Origin of the sequence: Enterococcus sp. DIV0187, from assembly GCF_051713785.1 — a bacterium.
Taxonomy (GTDB): Bacteria; Bacillota; Bacilli; order Lactobacillales; family Enterococcaceae; genus Enterococcus_A; species Enterococcus_A avium.
Map to the genome: position 1 here is coordinate 3799267 of NZ_JBIOQO010000001.1, position 16969 is coordinate 3816235.

The 16969-nt window shown below is 38.5% G+C and carries 20 protein-coding genes; 15 read left to right on the forward strand and 5 right to left on the reverse strand.

Annotated features, from left to right (window positions below; translation table 11 throughout):
• Positions 1-7 precede the first annotated feature (7 nt).
• Entirely contained in the window at positions 8-1120 is a 1113-nt protein-coding gene (locus IGI52_RS18525; RefSeq protein ID WP_161169044.1) for a sensor histidine kinase, read from the reverse strand.
• A gap of 213 nt (positions 1121-1333) precedes the next feature.
• Here IGI52_RS18525 and IGI52_RS18530 point away from each other — a divergent pair, with 213 nt between their 5' ends.
• From IGI52_RS18530 to IGI52_RS18540, 3 genes are read left to right on the forward strand one after another with little or no spacing between them, the layout of a single operon-like run.
• On the forward strand, positions 1334-2266 hold the full coding sequence (locus IGI52_RS18530; protein WP_016180879.1) for an ABC transporter ATP-binding protein: 933 nt from the start codon (positions 1334-1336) through the stop codon (positions 2264-2266).
• 12 nt (positions 2267-2278) lie between these two features.
• The gene (locus IGI52_RS18535) at positions 2279-3415 is read left to right on the forward strand and encodes an ABC transporter permease (RefSeq protein ID WP_102872402.1); all 1137 of its coding nucleotides are present in this window, start codon (positions 2279-2281) and stop codon (positions 3413-3415) included.
• On the forward strand, positions 3402-4574 hold the full coding sequence (locus IGI52_RS18540) for an ABC transporter permease (RefSeq protein WP_311894466.1): 1173 nt from the start codon (positions 3402-3404) through the stop codon (positions 4572-4574). Before IGI52_RS18535 ends, IGI52_RS18540 begins: the two co-directional genes overlap by 14 nt.
• A gap of 37 nt (positions 4575-4611) precedes the next feature.
• Here IGI52_RS18540 and IGI52_RS18545 read toward each other — a convergent pair whose 3' ends face one another.
• A complete protein-coding gene (locus IGI52_RS18545) occupies positions 4612-5022 on the reverse strand; it encodes an NUDIX domain-containing protein (RefSeq protein WP_216453394.1) in 411 nt (136 codons plus the stop codon).
• Positions 5023-5198: 176 nt separating this feature from the next.
• On the opposite strand from IGI52_RS18545, the gene IGI52_RS18550 reads away from it, so the two are divergent.
• The 5 genes from IGI52_RS18550 to IGI52_RS18570 all read left to right on the forward strand — a co-directional run bounded on the left by IGI52_RS18550 (position 5199) and on the right by IGI52_RS18570 (position 9195).
• Positions 5199-6278: a M42 family metallopeptidase gene (locus tag IGI52_RS18550; RefSeq protein WP_311894463.1), complete on the forward strand. Its 1080-nt coding sequence runs from the start codon at positions 5199-5201 to the stop codon at positions 6276-6278.
• Between the two features lie 67 nt (positions 6279-6345).
• Positions 6346-6516 carry a hypothetical protein gene (locus tag IGI52_RS18555; protein WP_016180874.1) on the forward strand — a complete coding sequence of 57 codons (171 nt, stop codon included), beginning with the start codon at positions 6346-6348 and terminating at the stop codon, positions 6514-6516.
• A 122-nt stretch (positions 6517-6638) separates the two neighbouring features.
• Positions 6639-7415, forward strand: a complete 777-nt coding sequence (locus IGI52_RS18560) for a DUF975 family protein (protein WP_016180873.1) — start codon at positions 6639-6641, stop codon at positions 7413-7415.
• A complete protein-coding gene (locus tag IGI52_RS18565; RefSeq protein WP_016180872.1) occupies positions 7412-8149 on the forward strand; it encodes an MBL fold metallo-hydrolase in 738 nt (245 codons plus the stop codon). The genes IGI52_RS18560 and IGI52_RS18565 overlap by 4 nt, the downstream gene beginning before the upstream one ends.
• Before the next feature lie 38 nt (positions 8150-8187).
• A complete protein-coding gene (locus IGI52_RS18570; protein WP_137440141.1) occupies positions 8188-9195 on the forward strand; it encodes a lipoate--protein ligase in 1008 nt (335 codons plus the stop codon).
• Positions 9196-9233: 38 nt separating this feature from the next.
• Here IGI52_RS18570 and IGI52_RS18575 read toward each other — a convergent pair whose 3' ends face one another.
• Positions 9234-10703: an MFS transporter gene (locus IGI52_RS18575; protein ID WP_438782038.1), complete on the reverse strand. Its 1470-nt coding sequence runs from the start codon at positions 10701-10703 to the stop codon at positions 9234-9236.
• 395 nt (positions 10704-11098) lie between these two features.
• On the opposite strand from IGI52_RS18575, the gene IGI52_RS18580 reads away from it, so the two are divergent.
• Entirely contained in the window at positions 11099-11605 is a 507-nt protein-coding gene (locus IGI52_RS18580) for a S26 family signal peptidase (RefSeq protein WP_016180869.1), read from the forward strand.
• A gap of 75 nt (positions 11606-11680) precedes the next feature.
• Here IGI52_RS18580 and IGI52_RS18585 read toward each other — a convergent pair whose 3' ends face one another.
• Complete coding sequence (locus IGI52_RS18585) at positions 11681-12001, reverse strand: YtxH domain-containing protein (protein WP_016180868.1); 321 nt, start codon at positions 11999-12001, stop codon at positions 11681-11683.
• A gap of 211 nt (positions 12002-12212) precedes the next feature.
• Entirely contained in the window at positions 12213-12578 is a 366-nt protein-coding gene (locus tag IGI52_RS18590) for an ACT domain-containing protein (protein ID WP_016180867.1), read from the reverse strand.
• A 138-nt stretch (positions 12579-12716) separates the two neighbouring features.
• On the opposite strand from IGI52_RS18590, the gene IGI52_RS18595 reads away from it, so the two are divergent.
• The 6 genes from IGI52_RS18595 (at position 12717) to IGI52_RS18620 (ending at position 16952) form a co-directional block, all read left to right on the forward strand.
• The gene (locus IGI52_RS18595; RefSeq protein ID WP_016180866.1) at positions 12717-13685 is read left to right on the forward strand and encodes a zinc-binding dehydrogenase; all 969 of its coding nucleotides are present in this window, start codon (positions 12717-12719) and stop codon (positions 13683-13685) included.
• 176 nt (positions 13686-13861) lie between these two features.
• Positions 13862-14749, forward strand: a complete 888-nt coding sequence (locus IGI52_RS18600; protein ID WP_438782039.1) for a helix-turn-helix transcriptional regulator — start codon at positions 13862-13864, stop codon at positions 14747-14749.
• A gap of 65 nt (positions 14750-14814) precedes the next feature.
• The gene (locus tag IGI52_RS18605; protein ID WP_438782040.1) at positions 14815-15444 is read left to right on the forward strand and encodes a GyrI-like domain-containing protein; all 630 of its coding nucleotides are present in this window, start codon (positions 14815-14817) and stop codon (positions 15442-15444) included.
• 84 nt (positions 15445-15528) lie between these two features.
• Positions 15529-15804 carry a Na+-transporting malonate decarboxylase, carboxybiotin decarboxylase subunit, madB gene (locus IGI52_RS18610; RefSeq protein WP_438782041.1) on the forward strand — a complete coding sequence of 92 codons (276 nt, stop codon included), beginning with the start codon at positions 15529-15531 and terminating at the stop codon, positions 15802-15804.
• A gap of 384 nt (positions 15805-16188) precedes the next feature.
• On the forward strand, positions 16189-16539 hold the full coding sequence (locus IGI52_RS18615) for a hypothetical protein (protein ID WP_438782042.1): 351 nt from the start codon (positions 16189-16191) through the stop codon (positions 16537-16539).
• A 2-nt stretch (positions 16540-16541) separates the two neighbouring features.
• Positions 16542-16952, forward strand: a complete 411-nt coding sequence (locus IGI52_RS18620; RefSeq protein ID WP_438782043.1) for a DUF961 domain-containing protein — start codon at positions 16542-16544, stop codon at positions 16950-16952.
• Positions 16953-16969 lie beyond the last annotated feature (17 nt).

The following is a 16969-nucleotide window of genomic DNA, read 5'->3' on the forward strand; positions in this document are numbered from 1 at the left end:
TAGATTATTATTTTCTTGTTCGATGGTGATTGTGAAAGGATGGTTGACTATCTTTTGGCAAAACAATGTGAATCAGAAAATTATCCGGAGTTTGTGAGACGTGAAGCTGTCCGTTAATTTGTTCTACGCGCTGACGCATGCTTTTTAACCCAATGCCATCTCCACTTTTCTTAGCAAGTGTTCCATTATCAAGAATTTGCAGTCGATAAAAGGCAGGCAGCTCGTTAAATGAAAGTGTTACATTGCTAGCATTGCTATGTTTCATCACATTAGCAAATGCTTCCTTAAGCACCATAAGCAGTGTTCGTTCCTGCTCCTGATCCATACCTTCTGGAATATTCCCTCGAATCTCCACTTCACAAAATTGAAAATCTGCTATTAACAACTCAAGTCCCTTCGAAAAGGAAAGTGAGGTCTCGTGAAGATCATGAACACTTTCGCGAATATTATCCATCCCTGTATGAATCGTTGTCCGTAATTGGTTCAACGGTTTTTTTAACTTCTCCGATTGATTGATCGCTTCAATCGCGCCAAGCTGAATAATCGCACTAGATAGCAGATGGCCTACATTATCATGAATGTCGCGAGCGATCCGATTTCGTTCTTCGGAAATTTCTAAATCGATGAAGGTTTCCTGCGATTGGATTAGCTCCTGATTTTTCAGTTTCAACAGTTCTTGCTTTTCCCAACTGTCATCCTTTAATTGCAGCAAGGCTTCTTTTACTTCGACCTGTTTTTTTCCACGCCAGGCTAAAAGGATCGCGAAGCTACTCAAAAGTATAATCAGCATACGCTCTGGTGAAGAGTAGGTATCTTGCAATAAGGGAACTGCTAAGACGATTAGCGCCCAGCTCCAAATAATCTCTTCGCGCCAAGCGATCCGCAGGTTAGCGGGCAAGAAAAGGAGCAGGGGCGGCCAGAAAAAACTCAGGATTAGTAAAGGAAAAACGCCTAATGCTTGCCCTAAAGCCTGCTTCAGCAATAGAGCGGGACCAGCTAAGAGGATACTAGCCAACAAATAAACTACCATTTGCGGTTTAAAATCCTGTTGAAAAAGCAGCAGGATACCAATTAATTCTAAAAAGAAAAAATCTATTGAATAGCTATTTAAATTTTTCATTGCGGCTCCTACTTTGTATTAAAGGATTTATTTCTCAGATTACTGGAAAATAGGTTCGATTTGCATCATCAATCATTGAATCATTTGATTTAGATGGAAATTTGTATGGATCAAATGACATTTGTCATCGTATGATTGGCGCAAACTCACTACAAGCAAATGCTTATTTTCATTATAGTAAATGTAAGAAGAAAAGGAAAAGGGGTTTTTCAAATGTTGATCGAAATCGAGAACTTAGTAAAACGTTATGGGGATTTCACCGCCTTGAATCATTTAAATTTATCTGTAAAAAAAGGAGAGATATTGGGATTGCTTGGTCCAAACGGCAGCGGCAAATCCACTACTATCAATTGTATTCTTTCATTATTGACCTATGACCGCGGATCAATCAAGATTTTTGGAGAAGAAATGGGACCGGAAAAGTATAGCATTAAGCAAAAGATTGGGGTTGTCCCTCAGGAAATAGCCTTCTTTGAAGAATTGACAGTAACGGATAATATCAACTATTTTTGTGGATTGTACGTTCAAGAAAAGTCTAAACGCGAACAATATGTTGAAGAAGTGATTCAGCTTGTTGGCTTAGAGGAGTTTCGTAAATTTTATCCGAAACAGCTGAGCGGCGGATTGAAACGACGGTTGAACATTGCTTGCGGGATTGTTCATAAGCCGGAATTGATTTTTTTAGATGAACCAACTGTCGCAGTTGATCCCCAAAGCCGAAACAAAATTTTGGATAGTATCAAGGAGTTAAATCGACTGGGCGCGACGATCGTTTATACGACGCATTATATGGAAGAGGTCGAGATTTTGTGTAACCATATCGTTATTATTGACCAAGGACAAGTAATTGCAGAAGGCAGCAAAGAACAATTGAAAAACATGGTTCGTGAGAATGAAAAACTGATTATTGAAGTTCCAGGGCTATCTCAAGAACAAGTTGAGGCGGTAGGAGCTTTTCCATCAATTATCGAAGTAATTTATGATGAAAACTATTTAAGTGTGACGACGAAAGAGCTGAAGGAAGCCTTGCTGCCAATTTTAAATTATTTCGAAGTTGAAAAAATTATGTACGCCAATATTCATACACAAGAAGCGACATTAAATGATGTCTTTTTAGAAATTACCGGAAAAGAATTGAGAGATTAGGGGGGAGCTAAGATGTTTATTCGTTTGTTTACGTATCGATTACGTGTTCTGTTAAGAAATCGCAGCTTGCTTTTTTGGACCTTTGCTTTTCCCATAGTATTAGGTCTGCTGTTTAATCTAGCCTTTGGCGATCTCGATAAGATTGGTGGGATAGAACAATCAACAGTTGGAATTGTTTCTACTAATGAAGCCAATCAAAAACGCTTTGAAAATGTGTTAAAGGAAATCAAACAGGATGGCAAAGTGGTTTTTAAAAGCCAAGTAATGACTAAGAAAAAAGCTCAAGAGCAGTTATCCGATGATAAGCTTTCCGGTTATTTTACAATTGATGAAAAAGAGATTGAGCTGTTTGTCAGTAAAAGCGACACACAGCAGACCGTTTTAAAAGAAGTATTGAATCAGTATTTACAAAATACGAAAAAGGTAGAAACCTTATTGGCAACTGGGAAGGTTCAACCGCAAGAGGTCAGCCAGCTGCTTCAGCAGGAGAGCTATATAAAAGATGGAAATGGTACTGGTAATTTCAATTTGAAATCCTTCTACTTCTTTACATTAGTCGGTATGACGATCATGTATGGATTCATGTGGGGGCTGCGCAATGCAAATGACCAGCAGGCCAATCAATCACCTGAAGGTATCCGCTTATGTCTGATTCCTCGAAATAAATTACTTGTTTCGTTTGCCAATATGCTGGCAAGCTTTGTTCTATTCTTTGTCCAAACAGTTTTGATTTTGATGTTTTATCGATTTGTTTATCAAGTTGAGTTTGGTGATCATTGGAACTATATATTGCTTGTCTGCGCTTTAGGTGCCTTTACCTCTATTTCATTTGGAACCTTAATTGGTAATGTGTTTTCAAAACTGGATTTTCAACAAAAAATTTCGATCGGGATATCAATTTCTATGATTATGAGTTTCCTAGCTGGAATGATGGGTTCCCAGTCAATTAAATATTGGATCGATGTGAATCTGCCGTTTTTAGGCCGGATTAATATCGTTAATTTAATCAGTGAAAGTCTCTACCAATTATTCTACTATCAATCATTGAAGCCGTTTTATACCAATTTGATTTGGCTGATTGGATTTGGCGTGGTGTTTATCCTGCTTAATTATTCTTTTGAAAGGAAGGTGCAATATGACCACTTATAAAGCAATTCTGGAAATTTTAAAAAGAAAAAAGGGCAGTTTGCTGCTAGGAATCATCATTATGGCTGTGATCACCTTTTTCTACGCTGGGCAACTAACCAAAGACGCGGAAGAATTAACCGGGGCAAAAATTGCGATCCTTTCAGAGGATGATTCAGCAATCGAAAAAGGCTTCGTTGATTATTTAGCTAAGCAGCATAATCTTATTACGCTGAAGGATACTTCGCAAAAAGCATTAGACGATGCGCTCTATTTTGATGAAGTGGAATATATTTTAGAAATCCCCAAAGACTTTTCTGAGAAATTAGCACAAGGAGAAGGTGTTAAATTAGCCAGTAAGACGCGTCCGGCAACCTTTTCTAAATCATTAGTAGATACGACGGTCAATAATTTTATAAACACCTATTTAACCTATCAAAAACAAATGCCGGAAGACAGCCAAAAGGACTTGCTAAAGAAAACGCAGATAACGTTGAAAGAAGATGGAAAAGTAAATTTTGATTCGACCTATCATAAAAAGAAAAAACAGCGTGTTTCGGGTCAAATATACAATCTATTGGCTTATGGGATGTTTATGTCGATTTTCAGTGGTTATGCAGTGATAAATTTAGCCTTTAATCGCGAGGAAATCAGTCGTCGGAATAGCTGTTCTCCTATATCGCGACGAAAACTGTCACGAAAAATCTCAACTGGCAATTTACTTTACTCAATCTTTTGTCTAGTACTATTTTTAGCCTTCGTTATGTTGGTTACTAGAAACAGTTTTGATCAGGTAGTAGGGTACTTCGTGATCAATACAGTGTCATTTTTTGTAGCAATCGTAGGCTTTTCGATTATGGTTACCAGTATTATGAAAAATGAGGATGCAATTTCGGGGGTCAATAATATCTTTATTATGGGTAGCTGTTTTGTCGGCGGTATCTTTGTACCAAGCGAGTTTTTACCAGACGTAGTAAATAAAATTGCTGCTTTCACCCCGACCTATTGGTTTGCCCAGAATAATGAATTAATCGGAAAAACAGTGGATTTCAATCAAGCTTTCCTGGATAAATTCCTATTCCAATCTGGCGTGCTATTAGCATTTGCGGCAGCATTTTGGGTGATCCATTTGATTACGATGCGAGAAAAGGGGAGTTTGGCTTATAAAAAAGTTCAAGTATAAGGAAAATCAGCGTGTCCGCAATAGGATACGCTGATTTTTATACATCAAAGTAAATCTGTTGTTCTTCACCAAAAAAGATTGGTAGTAACTCGGTCAAGGTACCTGCAAGCTTATGTGTGTTTAAATCACCTTTTTTGACCCAAAAGAGATCTTTGGGAACGGTTCGCTTTTTGACTGTCGCCGTATAAAGAAATGCCAGCTCACGAGTCTCCTTAGCTAAGTTGTTCCATTCAGCAGTTCCTCGCAGAACTGGTTGGATCACCAATCCAGTTTCTTCTTCAATTTCTCTTAAAGTAGCCTCATAGCTGCCTTCTTCTTTTTCCACATGACCACCAGGAAAAGTCCAGCCGGGCCAATCCTTCTTCTTTCGATCCTGTACCAAGATTTCCCCTGCTTCATTTTCCAGCATGACCATCATAGTTAATTCAATCGCCAACAAACGTGTCATTTCATCACCTCGTAGTGATTATACAACATACTACGCAGAATTTTTTGACAATGGTATACTAATTTATGGATAAACGCTATCCAGCTTTCTCGTTTTAAGAGAATTTGAACGATTATTTTTTTTAGATAGTCAAACACAAAGCAATTATATTTTTTAGCAAAGCAGGAGGAGTAAGAGTGGAAAAACAGGAAGAGCAGTTGTTGATCGATTTAACTTCAGCACGTGGCATCGCTGGAAATGAAGATGAGGTCAGAGAAGTCTTTAAAAAATATGCGAAGGATTTTGCTGACGATATTTTCTTTGACGGACTAGGCAGTGTTATCGCCAAACATGGTGGCGGAGGCGGACCGAAAGTCTTTATTTCGGGTCATTTAGATGAAGTCGGCTTTATGGTTACCAAGATCACCGAAAAAGGCTTTTTAGAATTTCAAACGATTGGTGGCTGGTGGAATCAAGTAATGTTGGCGCAGCAGGTCGAAATTAAAACGCGTAAAGGCAAGGTTATTCATGGTGTGATTGGTTCTAAACCACCACATGTGTTGACGCCAGAAGCTCGGAAACGACCATTCGAAATCAAAGACATGTTTATTGATATTGGTGCGTCAAGTGATGATGAAGCCAAAGAATGGGGGATTCGTCCTGGTGATATGGTCACACCATATATCCAATATCAACGAATGAATGATTCAAAATTCTTACTAGCAAAAGCGTGGGATAATCGGATTGGCACGGCTGTGGCTTTGCGTGTGTTGGAGAATTTATCAAAACGGGAGCATCATAATGTACTGTTTGCCGGCAGTGATGTACAAGAGGAAGTTGGTTTACGGGGTGCTCGAACAAGTTCGCATATTGTGAATCCAGACATCGCCTTTGCTTTAGATACAGGTACTGCGGGTGACACACCAGGGATGACACCAAAAGAGGCAGATTCGGTACTGGGAAAAGGACCGCAAATTTTGATCTATGATGCATCTATGGTTCCTCATAAAAAATTATTGGATTTCGTGATCGATGTTGCTGAAGAATTAGAAATTCCATTCCAGTATACAGTGATTGCCGGCGGCGGAACCGATGCTGGTCAAATGCACTTGACGCGTGATGGTGTTCCTTCATTAGCTATCACAGTACCAGTCCGTTACTTGCATTCACATACATCAATTATTCACGAAGAGGATTATTTTAATACCGTCAAATTAGTGACGGAAGTTGTTGCTCGTTTAGACTATGATACAGTTGGAGAAATCAAGAATTACTAATTTTTTAACTAAAACAGGTTGTTGTTTGTTTTATGTCCCTTGGTTCCTGTCAAAGGAGAAATGCGATTTGACTACGAAGATAGATACAAAACGTACAGAAGTGGATCACTTGAAAAAGGAATTGCAAACATTTAAGCGATTAACCTTTGCGAATGTTCCGATTGCACCTGAAAAACAACGGATTGAACAAAAAATAAAGAAATTAAACGAAGAAATAGCCAAATTAGCAGAGTCATAGGAAGATGCTGCTGCCTTTGGAAAAGGATATCAGTCCAACTTTAGTCAGATTATTCTGTTCAAAGCCAGAGAGCAGTCGATTCATGCTAATCAAGGTCAACAAAACGAAGAAGGAGTGTCTTTATGCGTCTTAGTGAATATCGTCAAACAGCCAAAGACCGTCTTAATGGTCAATGGGGAATTAATGTAGGGTTAGTAGTGATTGTCGGGCTGCTGACAGGAGCAATTAGTAATGTTTCTACGATGACTGATAATACGAATATTCAGTTAGGAATCTCATTTTTATTAGGTATTTTAGTACTTTTTGCTTTTAGCTACTCATTATATTATGTCAGCTTGTATGTCGTGCGGGGTGGTCGAGCTGAATTAGGTCAAATTTTTGTTGTTTTTCAGCAGGGCTATTATGTTCCATTGATGATTATCAATATTCTTTCCCAAATTGTACAATATGTTTTGGCAGCGATCTTTTTCATCCCGTTACTGCTGCAAGCTGGTAGCAGTGTATATGTATCGCTGATTTCAACTGGTGGATTAACAACGAACACAGAAAGTGTTTCTACGCTGATGAACATTGGTGTATTAGGACTTTATGTCATCTCAACGTTACTATTTTTACTTGTAACAACAATTATTAGTATCATCTTTAAATTTGCTGTTTGGGTAAAATTTGATTATCCTGATTTGAGCGTCGGCGATTGCATCAAGCGTGCGTGGATCTTATTAAAGGATCGCTGGGGGAAATATATCTTATTACAACTATCATTTATTGGCTGGTACATTTTAGGATTTGTCGCATTGATCGTGGGTTTGCTTTTTGTAGCAGTCTATGTAAATACGGCAAGTGCTGCTTTTTATGATCAAGCGTTAAAGGAAAAAATTGATCAGGGGGAATTAGCATGAAACTGACCGTACTCGGTTGTTTAGGCGCGTATCCGTATGAAGGTCAAGGAACCAGCAGTTATTTGCTGCAGGCTGACGGATTTAACTTATTGTTGGATGCTGGCAGTTCGACTCTTGTAGAATTGGAAAAGGAACTTGATCCGTTGGATTTGGATGCAGTGATTTTATCTCATTATCATCACGATCATATTGCGGATCTTGGAGTGCTGCAATATTATTGGCAGCTGTATCCAACACAAACACCAAAGCCTATTTTGCCGATTTATGGACATACGGAAGATGAATTTCATTTTAACGATTTGACAATGGACGGTGTTACTGAAGGCCGTGCTTACTTTGAAGCAGAAGAATTGAAACTTGGACCGTTTCTTGTTACGTTTATGAAGACGATTCATCCAGTGCCTTGCTATGCGATGCGTTTTGTGGAAGAAAAAACAGGTGCTGTTTTTGTGTTTACAGGAGATTCAGGTTATCTGGAATCCTTTAATGAGTTTGCTAAAAAGGCGGATCTATTCTTAGCTGACACCTACTTATTTGACGGCAACGAAAAACATAAAGCACATTTTACCGCAGGCGAAGCTGGGACATTTGCGAAAAATGCGGCAGTTAAAAAGTTAATTCTGACTCATTTACCGCAACATGGCGATTTAGAAGAGCTGCGTCGACAAGCTGCAGCAGCTAGCGGGAAAATTCCTGTCGAGTTGGCTCAGCCGCATAAAGTTTTTGAGATTTAAACGAATTTATTCCTTAATAGGGGTTAGGAGTTGGAACTATGTTATATGTACCAAATGACAAAGAACGTGATCCACGAGTAAATCTTGCTATTGAGACGTATTTATTACAAAATATGCCTCTAGATGAACCAATCTTGCTTTTTTACATCAATGAACCCTCGATTATCATTGGTCGTAATCAAAATACGATTGAGGAAATCAATAAAGAATATGTTGATGAAAAAGGTATCCATGTTGTTCGCCGATTAAGTGGCGGAGGCGCTGTGTATCATGATTTTGGAAATTTAAATTTTAGTTTTATTATGCCAGATGACGGCAACTCCTTTAGAGATTTCAAAAAATTAACGGAACCAATCGTTGAAGCCTTGCATAAGCTGGGGATTGAGGGTGCGCAACTAAAGGGGCGGAATGACCTTGTGATTGAGGACAAGAAATTCTCTGGTAATGCCATGTACTCAACCAATGGCCGGATGTTTGCTCATGGCACCTTAATGTTTGATAGTGATATTGATGAAGTTGTGAATGCATTAAAGGTGAAAAAGGATAAGATCGCATCAAAGGGCATCAAGTCGATCCGTTCCCGTGTGACGAACATTAAAGATTATTTACCTAAGGATAAGCAAGCAATGACGACAGAAGAATTTCGTCAAGCAATTCTTTTACAAATTTTTGGTGTTGATAGTGTGGATCAGGTGAAGACTCATGAGTTGAATGAGGAAGACTGGAAAGCCATTAACCAAATTTCGGAGGAATACTATAAGAATTGGGATTGGAACTATGGGCGTTCGCCAGAATTCAACTTGGAACGACAAAAACGTTTCCCCATTGGTTCAATCGAAGTTCGTTTGGATGTTGCCAATGGTGAAATTGAAAAAGCCAAGATTTTCGGTGATTTCTTCGGTTTAGGTGAGATCAAGGATGTTGAAAATCAATTGATCGGAACCCGTTACGATAAAAAAGCACTAGAAGAATGTATCGATGAAATTGATCTGACACATTACTTTGGGAATATTACCAAAGAAGATTTTCTATCACTAATTTATTAATAAAAAATGGTCTTTCTGCATTTGGAAAGACCGTTTTTTTATAGGGTTAGTGTGATCTTAAAGTATTGCTGCTTTTCTTTATTTTGCCAGTGCCATTCGCCATTGGACCGTTTAACCGCTTGTTCCAATTCTTGATGTGAATCGTTCGTGGTTGCTGTGACGACGGATTCATCAAGAGAGTGGTGAGTGAAGGCGCTGGTATTGCTTTCAATGATTAGTTGATTTTGCTCCTGTTTGATCAAAATATCGATGGTTCCAAAGCTTGGATCGCTTAGAAATTTTTCGAATAGTTGGATCAGCAAATACAATGTTTCATCGTTTAGCACGTTCGTCTCTTCTTCAACTGTGTACTGACAGGAGAAAAATTTTGCTTGTTTACGGAATTCTTTTTGATAATACTCTCGCATTTGTTGAAGATGAGAGGTTAGGGAGGCTGCTGGCTTATTTCTAGCAGCTTCTTTTTCAGCTAATAAGTTGAATGTCATCAATAGATTCTTTTGCTTTTCTTTTATGATAAGTTGCTGTTGCGCAAATTCCTGCTGCTTTATTCGATAATTCCGAATATAGTTGATTTCTTCTTCAAAATGATAGCCTGAGATTAAAAGCATTAGAGCGGTAAACAGCACTAACGGCCAGTCTGTTGTAAGATTTGCAGCGCCTGTAAACAATTGAATGTAGAAAAAACAGTGGACAAATGCAGCCATAATAATTCCTGGTGAGCAGATAGTATAAAAACGATTCTGATCGGCAGATTCAGCTAAAGCGATTGCTGAGGTGTATAACGTCATAAAGACATTAAACCCACTGAAAATCTGCATTGCAATTGGTAAAGATAGTTTTCCGATAGCGATACAAAATGTTCCGACAGTCAAAAGAGTGACTTGTGAACCGACACCATAGAGATAGTAGTGCTGATACTTTTTTGTCCGCAGCAAATAGTAATTCGTTAGAAAAACCGGAATCAAAATCGCCGTCAGATTATAAAGAATCGACAAGCTTTTCGGACTGAACAAGGTACTTGCTGGAACATTCAGAACGATTGATTGCAGCCCAATTAAGAACGTAAAACCGATTAAAAGCAGAGAAGAAAATAGCTGTTTCTTCGTATAGTTCGGTCTTAAAAAAAGCAAGCCCAGCATGAGGACAATTAAGGCCGAGCAGATACTTAAAAGTAAAAACTGTGGCAGTGAACGAAGCAGAAAGAATCGACTGACTTCTGTGGAATTTCCGATAAATACTTGAGCAGGAATCCCAGCGTAATATTCATAAGGTGTCTTCGTAATGATACGCAGCTTGTGTTTCCGATAATCATTTGGCAGCTGGATGGTCGTCTGAAGCATGCCTGGTTCCTTGTGCTTCTCGGTAGCGGCATATTTGTAAAGGAGCCGCTCTCCGACAACTACCGAGACCCACTGATGATTAGACCGAACAACTAGCTGAGGTTCTTTGAGTGGTGTCTCTAGCTGTTGCTGCATTATAAGTGCATTATTCGGTTGTACATTTTTCAATCGCTGGTCTGTGTTTCCGTAAATATAGTAATCAGAATGATTCTTGACAATAAATGTCCAATGTTTTTTTAATTCTGTAACGTTTGTTTTTTTTAGTTCGTCAATAGTTTTTAATGTGATAGTTGAAATCACTATTAAAATAACTAATATTATTAAAATTAATCGTTGTTTTGAACAGAATTTTAAAAAGCGTTGGTTGCTTAGTTTGGTAATGATAAACAACACCCTTTCATTTGGAGGAAGGTAATCAAAATCGTTAAATACAATAATAATAGTAACACATTGCGATATTCAGTCAAAATTTTATTCAATTAGAAACTAAAAAATAGATTTTTTTGACGAGTGTGATATGATGAATACAGATAGTTTTTTCCTTTAAAGGGAGGTGGTTCCGAGTGTTGAAAAGCAGAAAAATAACACTAGTATATGCTGTATTGATTTTCTCGATCTTTCTCTTAGCGATTTTGACAATCGTTATTCCAAAAGTGTTGAATGTGACACCATATGTCATTTCAGACAATAAAATGGCACCAGAATATCAAAAGAACGGACTTGTTTTCGTAAAGGATGTGATGGAGCCTATTCATGTTGGCGACACAATCACTTATTACGAAAATCAGGGAAAATCGATCAAAACACGGCGAGTATTAGCGGTTGACAATAAAATAGACGGTTATTTTGTTAAAGGAGACAATTCTGTTAAAGCAGAGATGGGACTTGTTCATGAACGAAATTTGATCGGCCGACCACATTTTTACCTTCCATACATAGGTTTTTTAGCAGACACAAAAGTGATGACGATTATTAAAAGCAGTTTTTTTGTCGGAGCCATCTTGATGACACTCTTAACCTTGTTTTTCCAAACAGAAATGAAACGTAAAATTCGGCAGCAAGTCGAATAAAAAAGACCTTCGCGAAGGAAGGTCTTTTTCAATAGGATGATTATTTTCAAGTAAATTAACAAAAATCAGCTGACTTTAATACGACAATTCTAGACCATCCTTAAGCTCGTTTTTCACTTCTTTCATTTCTTCCTTGATTTCTTGTTGCTGTTCTGCCAGCTCAAGTTTGGTTGTTTTACGACTTTCCTTCAATTCATTCTTTACTTCTTTAGACGCTTCTTTAATATCATCTTTGCTGTCGTTCACATCTTCTCGGATGTCGCTTTTAACCTGTCTCATTTCAGTCCGAAATTCTGATTGCCATAAAGGGCGTAAAATATACCGATTCACTGTCAATAAACCAATGCAAGCAATTCCCAATATTACTACCGTCATATCTAAACCATTTCGCTTCATTTTTTATTCCTCCTAATTTCTACCAGCAACATTTACCAATTATGAATGATTATTTCTGTTTTATCTCTACACTCTCATAATAAGAGAATAGCGAAAGCGTTTCGTCCAATCAAAGTCCTATTTTCTTCTCGGAAAAAAGGCTGGATAAGTCTAAAAAATGAAAAATACATAAAAAAAGAACCTTAAAAGGCTCTTTTTGGCAAAAAATCGTTTATGCGACAGTATATCCACCTTCACGTAAAGCTGTAATGGCAGCATCAAACTTATCGGTCTTAATTAAAACATAGTCCGTATTGTAGGTTGAAACGGCAAAAATACTAATTTCCTTCTCTGCTAACAATGCAGCGATTTTTGCCAAAATTCCAACTAAGCTGAAATCCAATACACCTTCAATCTTGAAGGCTTTCCAACTGTCCTCACGATTGATCGTATTTGTAGGGACATTGGCAGTAGCGGAAACAACCGATATTTCCTCTTCGGTTACACTAATAAAAAGTGGTTGCTGGGTGAAATCTATTTCCTTCAGGTCTGCAACCTGATAGACAGATAATTCCTGTGGCAAAGTGACTAAGTTCATGGGCAAAGGACTCCTCTCAAGGATTTGTGTTCATTCAAAGGTATCAAACGCGGGGAGAAAATGCAATCTGATTCTTTGCCGGAAAAAAAGCTTCATAGTATATTTGAGAAAATAATCAATAAAAAAGAGGGACAGTTAATGAAAGCTTTGTATTTTGAAAATTTTGGCGACAGTAACGTTTTACAATATGGTGAGCTTCCTAAACCGGTGATCGGGGAAAATGATGTTCTAGTACAGGTAGCATATATCGGTTTGAACTTTGCCGATATCTATCGCCGCCGTGGTGAGTATCATATTGAAAAACATAAACCCTATATAAATGGCTATGAAGGTACAGGCATTGTTGTTGAAATTGGCTCTAAAGTAACGAAACAAGCGATTGGAGAAACAGTGCTGTTTGTCGATGTCCCTTTAGCGAATGCGGAATATGTCGTAGTACCAAGTGTGCAAGCGATTCCTTTACCGGCGGACATCGACAGTAAATTAGCGGCGAGCATTGGACTGCAGGGGATGACAGCCGATTTTCTTGCTCATGATCTCGGCAAAAATGATCCCGGCGAGAAAGTCTTTATTACAGGAATTAGCGGCGGCGTTGGTCAGTTATTGTCACAAATGCTGATAGCAGATGGGATAGAAGTCTATGGTTCTGCCTCTTCTGAAGAGAAACAGGCATTGGCGTTGTCTCATGGGGTTAAGCAGGTTTATCCAAGTCGAGAAAACAATTGGACTGAAGCGGTTAAAGGGCAATTTTCGACTGCTTATGATGGCGTCGGTTCTACCATTCAGCAAAGCTTAGATTTGATCAAGCATCGTGGAAAGGTCATCTTTTTCGGAATGGCTGGAGGCGATCCAGTGAAAATTGATCCAGTCGCGTTAATGGCTGAATCAAAAAGTTTGTTAACGGGAGATCTTTGGGATTATTTGACCAGCTATGAAGAAAGAAAAGTTCGTAGTGAGCGCTTATTCAGCTACTTCATTAAAGGACAAATTAGCATCAGCGAACCAACAATTTTTCCTTTAGCGGAGGGACGAAAAGCACATGACTATCTTGAGAACGGAAAGAGCATCGGGAAAGTGTTGCTGCAGCCTAATCAACCTTTGAAATAGAGATGGGAAAGTTGAGGGGATGTATGTTTGGCAATCTCTTTATTCTTTTTTCTGATAACTTATCTAATAAACAGCATCGTCCTTACTTTACTGCAGCCAAGCAAAGTAAGGTCTTTTTTTAACCTGACACGTGTTTGCCAGTTTACGATGCTATACTGATGATGGAGGTGAGTAGTGTGGCAGAGTATCGATTATTTCAGATGGTGTATTATTTGATGGATAAAGGCAATACGACCGCACCTGAATTAGCGGAAAAGTTCGAGGTTTCGATCCGAACGATCTATCGCGATATTGACATCCTTAGTTCAGCAGGGATTCCTGTTTATACGACACAAGGAAAAGGCGGCGGGATCTTCCTGTCGGAAAATTTTATATTGAACCGTTCCTTGATTTCAGAAGAAGAACAAAATCAGATTTTGGCCGCTTTGCAAGGTTTAAGTGGAGTGGATGAGAAAAACAATCAAGCGTTGTTAAAAAAACTGGGTAGTGTTTTTCAGAAACAAACCACGAATTGGCTCGAGATCGACTTTTCAGATTGGCATCCGCAAAATGAAGAACAATTTCAGATTTTACAAAAAGCGATTTTTCAAAAAACACGCCTTCGTTTTCATTATTTTAGCCGAGGAAAGCTTGGCTCTGATCGTAAAGTTGAACCATTAAAGCTGATTTTTAAAGCAAGAGAGTGGTATTTATATGCGTATTGCTGCGAGAAGCAGGCGTATCGTCTCTTCAAGCTGAAACGGATCAAGCAGCTCCAGCAAACTACTGAAACCTTTGAACGAACCGCACCAGAAAAAGTGCTTGACCCACAAAAAATTTATACCGAAAAGAAGCAAATGGTGCGGCTTGCCTTTACACCAGAGCTGGCCTATCGGGTTTATGAAAATTATGAGCAGGTGGAAGAAGCAGAGGATGGGCGTTTGCTGGTAGAAGGGGAATACCCAGTGAATGAGAGCTTTTATAGTTTTCTACTTTCCTTTGGCGGACAAGTCGAAGTCTTATCTCCACGTTCCGTGCGCCAAGAAATGAGCAAAAAAATCGACCAATTGAAAACTATTTATTAAACCTGACACGAGGTTGCAGGTTTTACTCGCTATAATGAAGTCAAAGCTGAAAGCGAGGGAAAAAAATGAAGTATGATTGGAAAAAACAAGAGAAGCATTTATATGGAAAGAAAAAGAAGCCAGAAATTGTGACGGTACCATTGCAAAAATTTCTTACGATTAAGGGCGAAGGTGATCCTAACAACCAAGATTTCTCAGCTAGAGTCGGGACACTCTATCCAGTAGCCTGGAAGATTAAGATGGGATTTAAGAAGTTTTATCAAACACACGAAGAAAATCAGTCTGAGTTTGATTATAGTGAGTTTGCGATCTTCCCGTTAGAAGGTATTTGGTCCACTAAAAATACGGCAGATATTACTGATAAAGCAAGCTTTGAATACAAAATCATGCTGCGACAGCCGGATTGGATCACTCAAGAAATGTTCGAGACGGCGCTTGCCGCTGTGGCAGAGAAAGAAACCAATGAGTTGCTGCAGGAGCTTTGTTTTGAAACAATCGAAGATGGAAAATGTGTTCAGATGTTACATGTAGGTTCTTTCGACGATGAACCGGCTTCTTTTCAAAAGATGAATCAGTTCGTGAAGGAGCAAGGGTTAACACGCAGAAGCTACCTTCATCGTGAGATTTATTTAAATGATGCTAGAAAAACCCCACCAGAAAAACGGCAAACGATTTTGCGTTATCAAGTTGAATAACTAGGGAAAATTCAAATTTTTGTGGGCACATTCTTAGTCTTCCATCAGGCTTTCTAGTATAGTGGTTCTGAGGGAGGTGAAGACATGGAAAATCTTATTTTAGTTGGTCACATCGTTTTTGGGTTCGCTTCATTTGTTGGTTCATTATTATTGACGATCGGTTTTAGAAATACTTTCGCCAAACTGACGGGAATCCAAAAATCAGGCATCGTTTTAACCGTTGCCAGTCTTTTCAGTACGATCGCCTTTGCGATGCTCACGAAAGGGAATGTCATGGGGGCAGTACTTTTCATCGTATTGGGATTAGCAATGTGTGTTTTACTTGTGGCACCAAAAGCAGTGAAAACGAAAATAAAATAATAAAGAAAAACCGATAGAGACTCAAGTCTCTATCGGTTTCTTTGACATCACAGGAGGGATTCGAACCCCCGACCGTCCGCTTAGAAGTAGAAGCGACACTCATAACTATTTTCCCGTAGAGTGTTGTAGAATAGCTCTATTTCGGGATTTAAAACAAAAATTTGAATCTAACATTTGATAGTTTGTAGTAGCAAATAAACTAAAATGATAAAAAAAGTGTTAGCAAGTTGTTAGCAGAGCCATCAGTTTAAAAGAAAAAGTAGAATACGTATGAGTTAGACACATTCAATAAACGGATGTGTCTTTCTGTTATTCTATGGTTCATTCATTTGGTAATAATAAAACGCAATTTATACACAGAAATATAAGAAAGAAGGAATTAAATTGAAATTAACGAAAATCAAAGTAAAAAAAGAATGGGTAGGAAGAGTTTTCATCTTAGGGACACAATTTAAAGAAGCACCAAAAGAAGTGAATGGGGTTCTAGGCAGCTACGTCAAATTCTACGGTGATTCGGAAAATCATGGTGCATTACCAATTGTAGTGGATAAAAGTGTTGCAGCTTTACCAGAAGGTGAAGTGGAGGTCGAGTTCGAGGAGGCATACTTAGTCCCTGATAAAGTTCGAATCACGAGTCGGGAAACCAATGATGATGGTCGGATGATCAATTCGGTGAATGGCTATTTAGATTTTTCTCTTTATTTATCTGGTTTGACTGTTAAGGAAGGTGTGTAGGTATGGTATTAAAATTTAAGGACAATAACAATATTACTGCAGCTTTAGATGTTTCTAGCTTGGGAGCAATCCGATTTAGTTCAATGGAAGACCCTGTTATAGGCTTTGATGATGAAACCCGCCAAAGTACAGGTGAGATCACTAAAAAAAGGGCGGAGCTTATTTTTGGCGATAAACGAAAGATTTCAAGTCGTGTGACGTTTCCACCGACTGCTGAAATTGAAAATTTCAAATGGCGTGAATCAGTTGAATTAGTGAATCCCGAATTTCATTTGACTTATATTGCCGCTCAAGATGGCAACCGAGAGTATTATGAACTAGATATTTATGCTGATGGGTTGAAGAAAGTAGCCGATCAAAAAGAATCAGTCGTTACAGCTCAAACTGATGCAAACGATAAAAAGAAAAAATAGGTGGAATTCAATTGAAA

Bases quoted from the DNA above. Each gene is read 5' to 3' on its own strand.
- IGI52_RS18585 (WP_016180868.1), bottom strand. From the start codon at position 12,001: ATGAAGCGAAATGGTTTAGATATGACGGTAGTAATATTGGGAATTGCT.
- IGI52_RS18545 (WP_216453394.1), bottom strand. From the start codon at position 5,022: ATGACACGTTTGTTGGCGATTGAATTAACTATGATGGTCATGCTGGAA.
- IGI52_RS18605 (WP_438782040.1), top strand. From the start codon at position 14,815: ATGAAGTATGATTGGAAAAAACAAGAGAAGCATTTATATGGAAAGAAA.
- IGI52_RS18565 (WP_016180872.1), top strand. From the start codon at position 7,412: ATGAAACTGACCGTACTCGGTTGTTTAGGCGCGTATCCGTATGAAGGT.
- IGI52_RS18535 (WP_102872402.1), top strand. From the start codon at position 2,279: ATGTTTATTCGTTTGTTTACGTATCGATTACGTGTTCTGTTAAGAAAT.
- IGI52_RS18540 (WP_311894466.1), top strand. From the start codon at position 3,402: ATGACCACTTATAAAGCAATTCTGGAAATTTTAAAAAGAAAAAAGGGC.
- IGI52_RS18570 (WP_137440141.1), top strand. From the start codon at position 8,188: ATGTTATATGTACCAAATGACAAAGAACGTGATCCACGAGTAAATCTT.
- IGI52_RS18560 (WP_016180873.1), top strand. From the start codon at position 6,639: ATGCGTCTTAGTGAATATCGTCAAACAGCCAAAGACCGTCTTAATGGT.
- IGI52_RS18595 (WP_016180866.1), top strand. From the start codon at position 12,717: ATGAAAGCTTTGTATTTTGAAAATTTTGGCGACAGTAACGTTTTACAA.
- IGI52_RS18525 (WP_161169044.1), bottom strand. From the start codon at position 1,120: ATGAAAAATTTAAATAGCTATTCAATAGATTTTTTCTTTTTAGAATTA.
- IGI52_RS18610 (WP_438782041.1), top strand. From the start codon at position 15,529: ATGGAAAATCTTATTTTAGTTGGTCACATCGTTTTTGGGTTCGCTTCA.
- IGI52_RS18530 (WP_016180879.1), top strand. From the start codon at position 1,334: ATGTTGATCGAAATCGAGAACTTAGTAAAACGTTATGGGGATTTCACC.
- IGI52_RS18590 (WP_016180867.1), bottom strand. From the start codon at position 12,578: ATGAACTTAGTCACTTTGCCACAGGAATTATCTGTCTATCAGGTTGCA.
- IGI52_RS18620 (WP_438782043.1), top strand. From the start codon at position 16,542: ATGGTATTAAAATTTAAGGACAATAACAATATTACTGCAGCTTTAGAT.